Origin of the sequence: Mesorhizobium sp. M4B.F.Ca.ET.017.02.2.1 (assembly GCF_003998955.1) — a bacterium.
Lineage (GTDB): Bacteria > Pseudomonadota > Alphaproteobacteria > Rhizobiales > Rhizobiaceae > Mesorhizobium > Mesorhizobium abyssinicae.
The window spans coordinates 1-11975 of sequence record NZ_RZOF01000189.1; the positions used below are offsets into that span (position 1 = coordinate 1).

The window sequence follows — 11975 nt, forward strand, 5'->3', positions numbered from 1 at the left end:
GGCTTGGCGCGCCGCATTGGGATGCCGAGGCGCGCGGCGCGATCTTCGGCCTGACCCGCAACTCGGGCCCGGCGGAGTTTGCCCGCGCGGCATTGGAATGCGTCGCCTACCAGACCCGCGACCTGCTCGACGCCATGCGCAAGGACTGGAAGGGGGCTTCCGCGAAAACCGTGCTTCGGGTCGATGGCGGCATGGTCGCTTCCGACTGGACGATGCAGCGGCTGGCCGACATCCTCGACGCGCCGGTCGACCGGCCGACCATCCTCGAGACGACCGCGCTCGGTGCCGCCTGGCTGGCTGGGTCGAAGGCGGGCGTGTGGCCGAAGGCGAAGGACTTCGCCAAGACCTGGGCGCTCGACCGACGTTTCAAGCCGGAGATGGACGCTGCGACACGCTCCGCCAAGCTGGCGGGCTGGCGCGACGCTGTGCGCAGGACGCTGAGCGTGCCATAAGAAGCCCCATCAGGCGCTGAGTGCTGGGGGCGAGGGGGGATGGATCCGGACTGGTATGCTGGCTGGCGCGAAGAGGCATTCGATCAGCTGAACGCCAAGAACGACCGCTTGCAGAAGGATTTCCGCCTCGGCAGCTGGCCGCGCTACGACTGCGATCTGAAGGCAGAAAAGCTCCTGTTTTCAGACCAAGGCGTCGTCAAGGTGGTCAGCGAGATCCAGATTGCGGGCTCTACGAGCGCCAAAGCGGACAACTGGCTGTGGGCCTGGGCAAATTCAAACCTGCCCGGCGAGCTTCTCGGTGACGCTAGGCGGGTTCGGTCCTTCGGCGAGGAAAATGGCATCGACGAACTGGCTCAGGCCTATGTGCTCGATACGAACAACGACCTTGAGGCGCTCGGCTGGGAACTGACCGGCGCCATGGTTCGAATCTGCGGTGCGCTCGGCGCCTACCGCTCCCCGCGCGGTGAAGGCGGAGGCCTGTATCTGATCTTCAAAACCATCAGCTGGGCCAGCTGATCCGCGCATCACTTCCTTTGCGACCGGGATATCGCGAAAGGCCCGTGCCGTTGCCGGCACGGGCCTTCGCAGCCTCCCGTGTTCCGATGATCAGGTCAGTAGGGCGAAATGCACTGCTGACGCGGGCCGTTGTACGGCTGGAACGTATTGTCCCAGGCGCGATAGGACCGGTACCGGTCGTAGCACCACTGCACATGCGCATCGCCGCCGCGATAGACACCGGTCCGGTTGCTGTTGACGATGGCGCCGGTGATCAGCGCGCCGGTCGCGAAAGCAGCCAGCGGGAACCAGAAGTCGCCATGGCGGCGATAGCCGCGGCGATATTCGCGATAGCCGCGATGGCCATTCCAGTACATGTCACCGTTGCGCGAATAGACGCGGTTGCGCGACATGGTGCGGTGCCGTCGCCACTCCTGGTATTGAACCGTCTGGACATCAGACGAAAGCCCTTGCGGCTGCGGCGCATAGATTGGCTGGGCATTCACGGACATGACGTCCGCTGCCACGAACGAAGCCGACAGCGCGGCCGCCAGCAGGCTTGATGCGATCCTGTTCATCGCTCTTCTCCTCGAAGGGTGTTGATGTCCCTTGTGGGAAAAAAACGGGTGACGTAGGCAATTGTTCCCACGTTCCCGTCCAGATTGCAGAATGCGCCCCGATGGTAGCAGCGCTTTGGAGGCAAGGCCCAGCCTTCGACCCTCTCGCGCGCTGTGCCGCGCACGCTCGCATGGCTCACAATGCCGCGCCGGACACGGCCTGGAGGCCATGTTTTTCCGGTTGACCGGTCGATGCACTCTCCCTATGTTCCGCCCAATTTCGAGGGCGGCCTTATTCGAGCCCGCGGGAGCGCGTAGCTCAGCCGGTAGAGCAACTGACTTTTAATCAGTAGGTCATGGGTTCGAATCCCATCGCGCTCACCAAAACTCAAGTAAATCAGTTAGTTGTGAGAGGTAAGTACCGGTTTTCGTGTCCGCGCGATTTCGTGTCCGTGCTATGTCCGTGGAATGGGGAGGGGCGGTTGGACTTCGATTGGGTCGGCAAAGTGGACTGGGTCAACGTCGCAGGCGTCATTGCTACGACTGTGGCCCTCGGGCTTTCGGTTCATTTCTGGAGGCGGCAGTTTCGCCCGATCGTCACGGCTATGGTCAAGACGCATGCAGGCGGCAACACCGGCATCGCCTACAATCTCGTTGTGCTCAATTCGGGATCGATCCCGGCGCGCGACGTCTGGTTCGAGGTGGCGAGCCCGCACGCTTTGAACGCTGCCCTTGCAAACGGCGCCAACGAAGCGAACAAGCGGGATTGGTTGGCCTGCTTCGATAGGAAGGACTTGATCCCGGTCCTGCACAATGGCGCGCAGGTGTCCTGCTCGTTTGGCACGACGGAGCGCGGGGACGGAGGGTTTTGGAAAAACGAGGCCGAGTTTCCGATCCGCATCCACTACAAAGGATGGTTCGGCAAGGGCTATAGCGAGGAGATGAAGCTGCGAATTGTCGACAGCGATACATTCACCGGCTTCATGTGGGGGTGACGAGCGATGCCTTCTCTGAACTACAGCTACGAAGTGATCGGTCGCATCCTTGGCTAGGCTGATCCTGAACAACGATGGCAAGGGCAAATGCTTTTCGATGTCAGCGCTGTCGAGGCGCAGCACCTTCCACTAATCCAGAACGGCAATCTCGGCGATGCCTTCCGCGCCGGGACGTTTGGATGCGTCCGGCTGATCCAAGACGTTGTTCTCGGCGGGAACTGGAATGCCGACCGGGCCAATCTGATCGTCGTCGACCTTGGGGTGCGCATTATCAATAATTGCGGGGCCGCCGCCCAACTGGCCTTGGCTGGCTTCTGGTCGCCCGCCGGCCATCAAATTCGTGATCTGGTCGAATGCCACCAGTTGATCGAGTATTTCCGCTATCGGCCCGCCGATGCGCAGGAATGGTTCGAGACCGACGGCAAGGACCGCTACCGGAAATTCAGCTTCGGCAAGGTGTTCGACAAGCTTGCCAAGGAGCGGGGGTCGGCGAACTACGATCTCAAGCAGAGCTTCGATCTATATTCGGAAGCAGGAAGTCATCCCAGCACCGCTGGCCTCGCGTGGCAAATCACGGGGGTAGGTAAAAAGCTCATCGGGCCAGTTCCGCACCCTGATCGCTTCAAGCTTCTCGTCGGCGATCTGTGGGCGCACGCGACGAGGGCGACGCTGGATTTTGTCGACACTATGGATGCGCTTAATCCTGACCGCGCGCCGATCCGGGACCAGTTTAGGCACGATCACGCGGTGGTGCTCGGCGCCGCGACCTTGTTTGCCGAGGTCACCACCGATCAGGTGCGCGAGTTCTGGAAATAGCGGCTCCAAAGCGCGCCAACGCCTTTCGACTATTCCACCGCTTCCAGCAGATAGGGCTTCGCACCGACGCTGATCGCCGTCTTGATGCCCGGCAGGGCCGTGCCGGGGATCAAGCGCAGCATCGCGTCGACGTCGCCTTTCTTGAAATCCCGATGCGCCACGGCGGCGAGGCCGCGCACGATTTCGGAGATCGTGCCGCCGGTGGGGCCGACGAGCGAGCCGACCGGATCACGCGGCGCCCAGCGCGACAAAAGCGCCGTCTATCATCTTGCCTGCGAGGCCGGCCTAGAGGGCATCGTGTCGAAGCGTCTCGACAGCCTGTACCGCAGCGGCTCGACCATAAACTGGCGCAAGATCAAATGCTTCGTCGAGAAGGAAATGGACATCATCGGCGTGAAGCGGGAGACCGGAAAGCCGGCGATGGTCCTGATGGCGGAACAGGGCCACTACATGGGAGGCGCCTTCGTCACGCTCAAAGCCGACAAGCGGCAGGCTCTATGGGACCGTGCTCTGGGCAAGGCCGGCGCACCGCCGCCGAAAGGGCTCGCCAAAGAGAAGGCCGAGTGGCTCAAGCCGGGTCTGGTGGGGCGGGTCAGGTTCCTCAAGGGCGAGGAGAAGCTTCGCCACGCTTCGTTGAAAGACTTCTCGGAGCAGTAGCAAGCGAATCGGGCTGCGCCCGTCGTTTCCGCTTCAGCGCTTACTCACCGCGTTGACATACCTTATCAGCAAGCATGCCCCGGCACCCAATACAGCGCCGTGAATCAGCCAAGTGTGCGAACCGAGACGGTGAAGCCAAAAGCCGAATGGTAGGCCAACGGAGATTGCGAACAGAGTGTAGCCTATGACCTCGCCGAGTACGGCGCCAAATGCTGCGCTGACTAGAAGACCGATCTGTTCTTTCGACATGGAGTTGAGAGTGTCGCGAAAATGCCATGCACGCAAGCCCACCCTATAGCGCGGGCTCCAAAGTAATCGCACTCACACCGTGGTGAGTTGATCATGCGTTGCCTTCCACGGCGCTTTCCTCGTCCAGCGCATACGGAACCGGCAGGTACGCATTCGCCACCAGCCAATCATCGAAGACGGCCAGGGAAGTCACAGCGCGTTGCAGACAATATGAATAAATTAGCGGACGCTAATGAGCGGTGCTATAATGCGCAGTCAGCCGGCAAACCTACCCCGTTCTGCTGGTTAGGCCTAGCGGCCGACCCGCCCCCCCTCTACCGGCCGCTGGGCCGCCAGCATTGAACCGGAGCCCGCTTTGAGGACGGCAATGCCATGGCATCGCCATAGCGGCATATTTGATCCCGCTGATCTGGACTTACTCCAGCGGGTGTTCAACCAACTGTGCGACGAGCGCCGCCTTGCCAAGAAAGATAGGGAACAGAGGGAAGCTCTCGCAGATGAGGTCCTCGACCTTTTCCAAAACGGGATCACGGGCGAAGCGAAGTTATGGCAAGCGCTTTCGAAGCGACGTAGCGCTTGAATCAATAGGCCTTCTGCCAAAGGGAAATGGCGGAAGGCCTATTGGTTTGGGAGCGGCTACATTCCTGAGAAATCGACCGCTACAGCAAACAATGCACGAGGGGAGTGAGGAGTTCCCGTGCTCTGCCTAGGGGGGAGGCAGCCAGCAAATGTCATTGCCGCGCAACAGTGGTGTGTACGAACCCGCTGATCTGGACTTGCTCCAGCGGGTATTTGATCGGCTGTGTGACGAGCGACGCATAGCCAAGAAAGACCGCGAACAGCGGGAATCCCTGGCTGCGGAACTGTTCAAAGTTTTCGATGACGGCACTAACCACCTTTGGTGCACGCTTTCCACCGCATCAGAAACTAAGCCCGCTACGTCTCACGTGCCGTTCCGGTGACAACGTCCGACGATGCGGCTACCATCCCCACCGCATGCTTGGCAGAAGCAAGGAAGATCTTAAAGTCATGAGGCCGATCAGCAGACCTGCCGACGCCGGGAGAGCCTTTGCCGATGCTTGGAATCGACACGATATGGACGACTTGGGTGCTTTGTTCTCCGAGGACGCCAACTTCGTAAATGTCGTGGGCATGTGGTGGAAGAACCGCAGCGAGATCGAAGCGGCGCACCGCGCAACTCATGAAACGATGTTTCGTGAGAGCCGATTGGAGGGTGTTGTCTCGTCAATTGTCGAACTATCCCCAGGCGTTGCATCGGTGCACTATGTCTGGACGCTGACCGGTGCATCCGCTCCGGACGGCTCACCGGCCGGAGCACGGAAGGGCATCCTGCTTCTGATTGTTAAAGAAGAACAGTCGGGCTGGCGGATAAAGGTGGCCCAGAACACCGACATTGTTCCAGGGGCCATTGCTCCTCCCTCCAACGCAAGGTGAGGACCTTGCGGCAGGGTTTGAGTGGATAGCTATTCTGGCCTGCCGCCGGTGAATGATGGCGTCAAGCACGGCCTGGTAGATGGTGCCCGTGTCTTCTTCCAGCTCGTTGCTGGTGAGAGTATTGACCGCAATTACGACTTCTCTAACGAGCCGCTAATAAGATGGCTTTTGATGAGGTCGTTTCGGGTGCAGAGGCTCTGCTCCAAGAAGCAGTCCTGCTTGAGACGCAGGAATCACTGTAGCTTGATTTCAAGGCTGAGAGGTTCGCCCTCTAGCCACGCGCGCAGCCGTCGGCCACCTTCTGCTTTTATATGCCGTTATATCGGCCTATAATTCCGTCGCCGACAAACGTCCCCCAAACTTGCTGTTTGCCGGTTAGGCCCGGCGGTCGCGCCACCCCACCCACACCCCCGGCCGCTGGGCCGCCACGCTCGTGAGGGAGCAAGTTTCGCGGCGAAACTCGAAGACGTTTCTTCGGCGGTGCTTTTCATGCAGCGCAGCGCAAGACGTCAATGCCCGACAGGATCGTGCCTTATCAGGGCGGAACTTCGACGGCAATCTTGATCGCGGCATAGTAGGCCGCGGCATTGGCGATGTCTTCGTCGCTCAGCTTCTTGACGACCAGCGACATCATTGAACTCTTGCGCTCTCCGGCCTTGTAAGCCATCAGCGCGTGGACCAGATAGTCGTACTTCTGCCCGGCGATATTGGGCGTGTAAGACATTTTGCCGAGGCCATCCGTGCCGTGGCACATTTGGCATTGCACCATGACTTTCCGGCCGGCGATGCTGTCGCCTGCTGCCTGCGCAAATGATGAGTTGACCACGAGGGCAGCCAGGCCAAGGATCAAACCACGCATAGCTATGCTCCGTGAATGCTCCATCGTCCGTGGCCTTAGGTCGGACGACGAGGCACCCTACACCCGGTGAGGCTGCGTAGCGAGCTATATTAGCTGTAGCTTGATTACACTCACTCGAAGTGATCCAGTGCTGACCTCTCCCGGCTCGCTTCGGTACGGGGCGCAAAGAAGCACCGAATATAAGAAAACGGCGGGGACAGGCAGATGTGATACTGGCTGTCTTCGCTTTCTATAACGCGGTTCTTGGGGATGAAATACCGGGACTTGGATCCGGTCCGGACATTGAAACCGCCACCTGGCAACGGCTCGACAAAGCGCGGAGCGATGACCCCACAGTCCTTTTTGGCGTCGCAGCATTCATAGCCGGTGACCGGATCGTGGTAGCCGGTGTACCAGCTGTGAGCGATGGTGAGCGCGATTAAAAAGAGCTTCGCCATGTCCGCCTAATTTAACACGGCGGCTCGACGACAGGCTATCCACATATTAGCAGACGCTTGCGAACCAATTCGCCGCGCCGGCCGCCGGGCCGCTACGCCAGAGCAATCGCTTGCCAAAGCTTCAGAAAGGCTTGTTCGGCGGTCTCCAGAGGCACAAAGTGATTTTTCCGGAGGAGCAAATCATGCGAACAATGAAAGCATTCAGCATCCTTCTCGCCGTTCTGTCGCTCACAGCCGGTTCCACCTTCGCAGCGGATTCGCCTATCATCGCCCCAGGTGCGAAGCTGGAAAAGTTGGCTGAAGGTTATTCATTCACCGAAGGCCCGGCGGCGGATGGTGATGGCAATGTGTTCTTTACCGACGACCCAAATAACCGGATTGTTGAATGGAGCGCGGCAGACGGGAAATTCTCCGACTGGCTCAAGCCAGCTGGACGTGCGAACGGAACCGATTTCGACAAGGTCGGCAACCTGATCGTCGTTGCCCCCGAGAAGGGCGAACTGTGGTCCATCGCACCCGACAAGACAGTCACGGTGCTTGTGACGAACTTCGACGGCAAGGTATTCAACGGCCCGAATGACTTGTGGATTCGTCCAGACGGCGGCATCTATTTTACCGACCCTGATTTCTATTCGGATCACGACCAAAGTACGAGGGTGGAGGGGCAAAACGTCTACTTTGTCACGCCCGACCACAAGACCGTTACGCGTGTGACGAACGACCTGTTTAAGCCCAACGGCATCATTGGTACGGCAGACGGCAAGGTGCTTTACGTGGGGGACTACGGCGCGGGCAAGACTTACGCCTACGACATAAATCCCGACGGCGAGCTTACGAACAAACGTCTTTTCTGCGATTTCGGTTCAGACGGCATGACCATCGACGAGGAGGGCAATGTCTATCTTACCGAGTTCGCCGTGATGGTGTTCGATAAGACGGGCAAAAGGATCGAACGTATCGAAGTACCGGAAACGCCAACAAATGTGACCTTTGCTGGCAAAGATAACGACCTGCTCTTCATCACCGCGACCACCAGTGTTTACGGTCTCAAGATGAGGGTGAAGGGGAAGCGCTAGGAGCTACCCAGATTGGCATCAGCTCAAGGCCCCGGTTTGCTGACGGCCAGGCAACACATGCCGCCTTTTACTAAATTAGCAATGATGCATGAAATGGCCTAAAATAGCTCAGCCGGCGACGCCCCCAACCAAGGCCCACCGGTCAGGCCCGGCCTCACTGGCCTACCCCGCCGCGGGTGCCGGGCCGCTATGAGGGAGGCTTTCCGATGCGAGCGGTTCTATTGATCCTTGCCGTCGTGGCCGTGTTCTTCATATGGGACAATCTGGCCAACGAAGGCCGATATTCTTCGGCAGTAGAGCGCAGCTACCGCTTGGCAGTGGCCGATCTGCCTACCGGCTACAAGCGTTGAATCGAGGAGTCAGCGCCGGCAGGGACGCCGGTAGCTTGGCCGGATAGCCATTGAGCCTCAAAAGCTCGCCAACCGGCGCCATCGAGGCACCAGCCCAAACTGCGAGCGCCCTGGCCCTTAGCCGCCGGGCAGCTGGAAAGCGATCACGAGTAGCACAAAAGCGATGGCGGCCAGGACGATCGCGGCTGCCCGGATGCGTTTCATCCCACCTTGTTGCAATCGCTGTCGAACCTTCGCCGCTTCGTAGGCGCTATAGAGGCGCAGGCCGTCCTCGCCGAAGCGATCACTGTTCGGATAGTTGAGTTGCGGCTTTCGGCGGAGCTTCAGCATTGTTGGACCGTTGAAAGAAAGACTCGCCGGGCATGAAACCCCAAACCCATGGCCCGGCGAGATTGACAACCCGACCCCACGATCAGGACCGGTGGAGGTGTCCCGGCAATCTCTCCAACGCAAGACAGGTGCCAGCTTCTGGTCCCGAACCGGGACAGAGGTAGCCGTGCGCCAGTTGGCGCTGGTCGCCAGCCAGTCCCTCGCGGGAAGCGAGCTTGCATGTGGGTACCAGTTGCGCGAAGCTGACCGCGGGGGAGTGGTGTAGATTCGAGGCAGCACCACCAATGTTCACTGACTACTACGAACTTCTTGAAATCAGCCCGAACGCCAACTCGGAAACGATTGAGCGGATATTTCGTTATTTTGCCATGCGCTATCATCCCGACAATCGGGACACCGGCGATGATTCACGCTTCAGCGAAATCGTGGAAGCCCACAACACGCTCAAGGATCCGGTCAAGCGCGCGCAGTACGACATCCAGTACAGAGACAATTTGGGCCTGCGCCGTGAGCTGACCGAGGAAGCCAGCAATACCAAGGGGCTTGAGCGGGATGTCGTGATCCAGGCGAAACTGCTGACGCTTCTCTATGTAAGACGCCGCCAGGACGTCAACAATCCAGGCATTGGCGATGACGAGCTCGAACGCCTGTCAGGCTGCCCGCGGGAGCATCTGGATTTTCATCTCTGGTATCTGAAGGCAAAGAGCTGGATAGCGAGGACCGAAAACGGGACTTTCGCCATCACCGTGGAAGGCATCGATCGGGCCAATGCCGAACACCGTCGCGAAGCCACGATCACCACCAAACTGCTGGATCATGCGGATTGAAGGACATCCCGGAGTTCTCCGACAGTCGGCTCGTGCGCAGCGGAAGGGCACAAAAGGGCGCCAGGGGAGGGCAATAATTGTCCGAGAAAAAGGTGATCGCGATCAAGGACTGGAACTGTGCCATGAGCGACGAGCTTGGCCGCGTCGCCCTGATGATCAATCCGACCGATGGCGAGCCTGTCCTGGTTTTGATGACGATCTTTCAGGCAGCCAGGATGGGGCGCGAGCTGCAGTCGCCGAAACGCGTCTCGTGATGGCTTCGATATCCACAACGAGGGCGTGGGCCGGCGGCGCCAAGCTTGTCGCCAGACGGGGCGGCGGCTAGAGTCGGCGTTCGCAAGGGAGGCGATACATGGCACTTCACCTTTCGGCGGACACCCTGGCCCCCGCGGTGGCGAAACCCCAGAAATATCTGTTCGGCCCGATCGCCGACTTCCTTATGCTCGGCGGCAGCGCGTTTCTCATCCTGCCGCTTCTGTTTCTTGTGCCGCTCGAATACGAAGGCCTCGTTGCCGCTACGATGGTCTTCGTGGCCTACCTGGTAAACTATCCCCACTTCGCCCACTCATATCAGATTTTCTACCGCAATTTCGGGCGCAAGGTGAGCGGCGACGGATACGACAAGGGCCTCCGGATCCGCTACATTTTCGCCGGCATCGCCGTTCCCCTGATCATGAGCGCCTTCTTTGCCTACGGCGCGGCGACGGCGAACACACGGCTGCTGGGATATGCGACCAACGCCATGTTCTTCTTCGTCGGCTGGCACTACGTCAAGCAGGGCTACGGCATGCTGATGGTGGATGCCGTGCTCAAGCGCAAATTCTTCGACGACCGGGACAAGAAGGTGCTGCTGGTCAACAGCTATGCCGTCTGGATCCTGGCCTGGCTGCAGACGAACACGGCGGTCACCGCGGGCAAATACTATGGCCTGGAATATTACACATTCGCGGCCCCTTCGTGGATCACCGACATTGCCCTGCTGGTGGCCCTGACATCCACCGCGGCCACGGTCCTGATGCTGGCCGGCCGCTGGCGGAAGAACGGCGGCGGCCTGCCGTACAACGGCATCGTGGCGTATGTCGCATCGCTCTACCTCTGGATCCTGATCGCGAGGATAAACCCGCTCTGGCTGCTGGTAGTGCCCGCGCTCCACTCGCTCCAGTACCTTGCGGTGGTCTGGCGCTATCAGACCAACGTCGAGCGCGACGGCCAGGATGCCGGAAAGGATCCGCAACCGAAGATCCTGTCGTTTCTCGGCCCTCTCTACCGGCTTCGTGTCCTCGGATTCATCGTCGGAGGCGGTGCGCTGGGCTATCTCGGTTTCTGGCTGATCCCGTTCGTGCTGACTGCCTTGATCCCCTACGACAGGCAGGTCCTCGGCTCATCGCTGTTCTTCTTCATCGTGCTGATATTCATCAACGTCCATCATTACTTCCTGGACAATGTGATGTGGCGCCGCGGCAACCCGGAAGTGTCGAAATATCTGTTCCGCTAGAGCAATTCCAGGAAAAGTGCGCAGCGGTTTTCCGTCCGGAATTGCGTCAAAACAAAAACTTAGGACGGTTCGGCGATTCCATGAAACGCTGAACCGCCCTAGCCGCCCATCCCATCGTCCATCATTGTGTTGGTGAGCGCCTCATAGGCCGCGCTGCATGTCGCGGAATGCGGGCAATCCTTTACGACCAACACCGGCGCCACCGTGAGGATGGCGGCGATCAGGATTCGCAGGCCGAGCCCGATCGCGCTCATCGTTCTGCCGAACAGGCCAGCGAACAGGAAGTAGAGACCCTGAGCCATGCAAGCGGCCGTCAGAACCCCCAGGAGCGGGCTCGTGGTTTTTGCAAACGGGGTTATGTAGCCGTCCGGAAAACCCACCATGCTGAGGTCCATGGACCATTGCAGGGCCAGCACGACACTCAAGCCCGCCCAGGCAAGAGCGGCCATGCGTGTGATCCGTGTTTGCTTCGACTGCTCGCCGGCGACAGGCTTCAAGGATCAAGCCTCTCCGAAGACCAGCGAGACATTGCCGCCGGCGTGACGCTCGATCCTGCCGGCGAGGTCGAGTTCCAGGAGCACCATCGACACCTGCGCGGCGCTCAAGCCGGTATGGCGGATGATCTCGTCGACCGCCACCGGTGTCGGGCCGAGCGCCTCGAGCACGCCGGCGCGATCATCCTCGCGCGGCGGCGGCGTCGCCGAGAGGTCGGGCGGCTCTGCCAGCGGCGCAACCCTAGGCGCGCGCACGCCAGCCAGCGGCGCGATGGCGCTGGCAACATCGGCCGCTTCGGTGACCAGCGTGGCGCCGTCCTTGAGCAGGCCGTTCGAGCCGGCCGCGCGCGGATCGAGCGGCGAGCCGGGCACGGCGAATACCAGGCGGCCCATCTCGCCGGCCAGCCTGGCGCTGATCAGCGAGCCTGAGC

The 11975-nt window shown here is 60.1% G+C and carries 19 protein-coding genes and 1 tRNA gene; 12 read left to right on the plus strand and 8 right to left on the minus strand.

The window, feature by feature from the left end:
- Together EN738_RS21045 and EN738_RS21050 are read left to right on the plus strand one after the other, a co-directional pair.
- On the plus strand, positions 1-452 hold a 452-nt coding region (locus tag EN738_RS21045), incomplete at its 5' end, for an FGGY-family carbohydrate kinase (RefSeq protein WP_245494595.1).
- A gap of 39 nt (positions 453-491) precedes the next feature.
- Positions 492-968, plus strand: a complete 477-nt coding sequence (locus EN738_RS21050) for a DUF6882 domain-containing protein (RefSeq protein ID WP_127285391.1) — start codon at positions 492-494, stop codon at positions 966-968.
- A 95-nt stretch (positions 969-1063) separates the two neighbouring features.
- Here EN738_RS21050 and EN738_RS21055 read toward each other — a convergent pair whose 3' ends face one another.
- Positions 1064-1525, minus strand: coding sequence for a BA14K family protein (locus EN738_RS21055; protein ID WP_127285392.1), 462 nt, complete (start codon positions 1523-1525; stop codon positions 1064-1066).
- Between the two features lie 287 nt (positions 1526-1812).
- On the opposite strand from EN738_RS21055, the gene EN738_RS21060 reads away from it, so the two are divergent.
- From EN738_RS21060 to EN738_RS21070, 3 genes are all read left to right on the plus strand, one after another.
- Positions 1813-1888, plus strand: a tRNA-Lys gene (locus EN738_RS21060).
- On the plus strand, positions 1861-2499 hold the full coding sequence (locus EN738_RS21065; protein WP_127285393.1) for a hypothetical protein: 639 nt from the start codon (positions 1861-1863) through the stop codon (positions 2497-2499). Before EN738_RS21060 ends, EN738_RS21065 begins: the two co-directional genes overlap by 28 nt.
- 87 nt (positions 2500-2586) lie before the next feature.
- A complete protein-coding gene (locus EN738_RS21070) occupies positions 2587-3315 on the plus strand; it encodes a hypothetical protein (protein ID WP_127285394.1) in 729 nt (242 codons plus the stop codon).
- 29 nt (positions 3316-3344) lie between these two features.
- On the opposite strand, the gene EN738_RS35595 is transcribed toward EN738_RS21070, so the two are convergent.
- The gene (locus EN738_RS35595; RefSeq protein ID WP_189605910.1) at positions 3345-3566 is read right to left on the minus strand and encodes a hypothetical protein; all 222 of its coding nucleotides are present in this window, start codon (positions 3564-3566) and stop codon (positions 3345-3347) included.
- Between the two features lie 46 nt (positions 3567-3612).
- On the opposite strand from EN738_RS35595, the gene EN738_RS21075 reads away from it, so the two are divergent.
- Positions 3613-3972 carry a hypothetical protein gene (locus EN738_RS21075; protein ID WP_245494596.1) on the plus strand — a complete coding sequence of 120 codons (360 nt, stop codon included), beginning with the start codon at positions 3613-3615 and terminating at the stop codon, positions 3970-3972.
- Positions 3973-4952: 980 nt separating this feature from the next.
- Here EN738_RS21075 and EN738_RS35600 read toward each other — a convergent pair.
- On the minus strand, positions 4953-5117 hold the full coding sequence (locus tag EN738_RS35600) for a hypothetical protein (RefSeq protein WP_189605908.1): 165 nt from the start codon (positions 5115-5117) through the stop codon (positions 4953-4955).
- 133 nt (positions 5118-5250) lie between these two features.
- On the opposite strand from EN738_RS35600, the gene EN738_RS21090 reads away from it, so the two are divergent.
- Positions 5251-5676 (plus strand): SgcJ/EcaC family oxidoreductase, encoded by a 426-nt coding sequence (locus EN738_RS21090; RefSeq protein WP_127285395.1) that lies wholly within the window; start codon positions 5251-5253, stop codon positions 5674-5676.
- Between the two features lie 535 nt (positions 5677-6211).
- Here EN738_RS21090 and EN738_RS21095 read toward each other — a convergent pair.
- Entirely contained in the window at positions 6212-6535 is a 324-nt protein-coding gene (locus tag EN738_RS21095; protein WP_127285396.1) for a c-type cytochrome, read from the minus strand.
- 110 nt (positions 6536-6645) lie between these two features.
- Complete coding sequence (locus tag EN738_RS21100) at positions 6646-6972, minus strand: hypothetical protein (RefSeq protein ID WP_127285397.1); 327 nt, start codon at positions 6970-6972, stop codon at positions 6646-6648.
- A gap of 182 nt (positions 6973-7154) precedes the next feature.
- On the opposite strand from EN738_RS21100, the gene EN738_RS21105 reads away from it, so the two are divergent.
- Both EN738_RS21105 and EN738_RS35605 read left to right on the plus strand, forming a co-directional pair.
- Positions 7155-8048: an SMP-30/gluconolactonase/LRE family protein gene (locus EN738_RS21105; protein WP_127285398.1), complete on the plus strand. Its 894-nt coding sequence runs from the start codon at positions 7155-7157 to the stop codon at positions 8046-8048.
- A 206-nt stretch (positions 8049-8254) separates the two neighbouring features.
- Complete coding sequence (locus EN738_RS35605) at positions 8255-8398, plus strand: hypothetical protein (RefSeq protein ID WP_189379657.1); 144 nt, start codon at positions 8255-8257, stop codon at positions 8396-8398.
- A gap of 117 nt (positions 8399-8515) precedes the next feature.
- On the opposite strand, the gene EN738_RS21110 is transcribed toward EN738_RS35605, so the two are convergent.
- Positions 8516-8728, minus strand: coding sequence for a hypothetical protein (locus EN738_RS21110; protein WP_127285399.1), 213 nt, complete (start codon positions 8726-8728; stop codon positions 8516-8518).
- 284 nt (positions 8729-9012) lie between these two features.
- Here EN738_RS21110 and EN738_RS21115 point away from each other — a divergent pair, with 284 nt between their 5' ends.
- The 3 genes from EN738_RS21115 to EN738_RS21120 all read left to right on the plus strand — a co-directional run bounded on the left by EN738_RS21115 (position 9013) and on the right by EN738_RS21120 (position 11050).
- A complete protein-coding gene (locus EN738_RS21115; RefSeq protein WP_127285400.1) occupies positions 9013-9555 on the plus strand; it encodes a J domain-containing protein in 543 nt (180 codons plus the stop codon).
- 77 nt (positions 9556-9632) lie between these two features.
- Positions 9633-9809, plus strand: a complete 177-nt coding sequence (locus tag EN738_RS35610) for a hypothetical protein (RefSeq protein WP_189340646.1) — start codon at positions 9633-9635, stop codon at positions 9807-9809.
- Between the two features lie 98 nt (positions 9810-9907).
- Positions 9908-11050, plus strand: coding sequence for a hypothetical protein (locus tag EN738_RS21120; protein ID WP_127285401.1), 1143 nt, complete (start codon positions 9908-9910; stop codon positions 11048-11050).
- Between the two features lie 98 nt (positions 11051-11148).
- On the opposite strand, the gene EN738_RS21125 is transcribed toward EN738_RS21120, so the two are convergent.
- Positions 11149-11547, minus strand: coding sequence for a hypothetical protein (locus tag EN738_RS21125; protein WP_245494597.1), 399 nt, complete (start codon positions 11545-11547; stop codon positions 11149-11151).
- A 3-nt stretch (positions 11548-11550) separates the two neighbouring features.
- Positions 11551-11975, minus strand: a 425-nt coding sequence (locus EN738_RS21130; RefSeq protein WP_145966893.1) for a DNA-processing protein DprA, incomplete at its 5' end; no start/stop codon positions are given.

What these genes read in the sequence shown, in the direction of transcription:
- EN738_RS21050 (WP_127285391.1), top strand. Translation starts at nt 492, where the DNA reads ATGGATCCGGACTGGTATGCTGGCTGGCGCGAAGAGGCATTCGATCAG.
- EN738_RS21055 (WP_127285392.1), bottom strand. Translation starts at nt 1,525, where the DNA reads ATGAACAGGATCGCATCAAGCCTGCTGGCGGCCGCGCTGTCGGCTTCG.
- EN738_RS21065 (WP_127285393.1), top strand. Translation starts at nt 1,861, where the DNA reads ATGGGTTCGAATCCCATCGCGCTCACCAAAACTCAAGTAAATCAGTTA.
- EN738_RS21070 (WP_127285394.1), top strand. Translation starts at nt 2,587, where the DNA reads ATGCTTTTCGATGTCAGCGCTGTCGAGGCGCAGCACCTTCCACTAATC.
- EN738_RS21090 (WP_127285395.1), top strand. Translation starts at nt 5,251, where the DNA reads ATGAGGCCGATCAGCAGACCTGCCGACGCCGGGAGAGCCTTTGCCGAT.
- EN738_RS21095 (WP_127285396.1), bottom strand. Translation starts at nt 6,535, where the DNA reads ATGCGTGGTTTGATCCTTGGCCTGGCTGCCCTCGTGGTCAACTCATCA.
- EN738_RS21100 (WP_127285397.1), bottom strand. Translation starts at nt 6,972, where the DNA reads ATGGCGAAGCTCTTTTTAATCGCGCTCACCATCGCTCACAGCTGGTAC.
- EN738_RS21105 (WP_127285398.1), top strand. Translation starts at nt 7,155, where the DNA reads ATGCGAACAATGAAAGCATTCAGCATCCTTCTCGCCGTTCTGTCGCTC.
- EN738_RS35605 (WP_189379657.1), top strand. Translation starts at nt 8,255, where the DNA reads ATGCGAGCGGTTCTATTGATCCTTGCCGTCGTGGCCGTGTTCTTCATA.
- EN738_RS21110 (WP_127285399.1), bottom strand. Translation starts at nt 8,728, where the DNA reads ATGCTGAAGCTCCGCCGAAAGCCGCAACTCAACTATCCGAACAGTGAT.
- EN738_RS21115 (WP_127285400.1), top strand. Translation starts at nt 9,013, where the DNA reads ATGTTCACTGACTACTACGAACTTCTTGAAATCAGCCCGAACGCCAAC.
- EN738_RS21120 (WP_127285401.1), top strand. Translation starts at nt 9,908, where the DNA reads ATGGCACTTCACCTTTCGGCGGACACCCTGGCCCCCGCGGTGGCGAAA.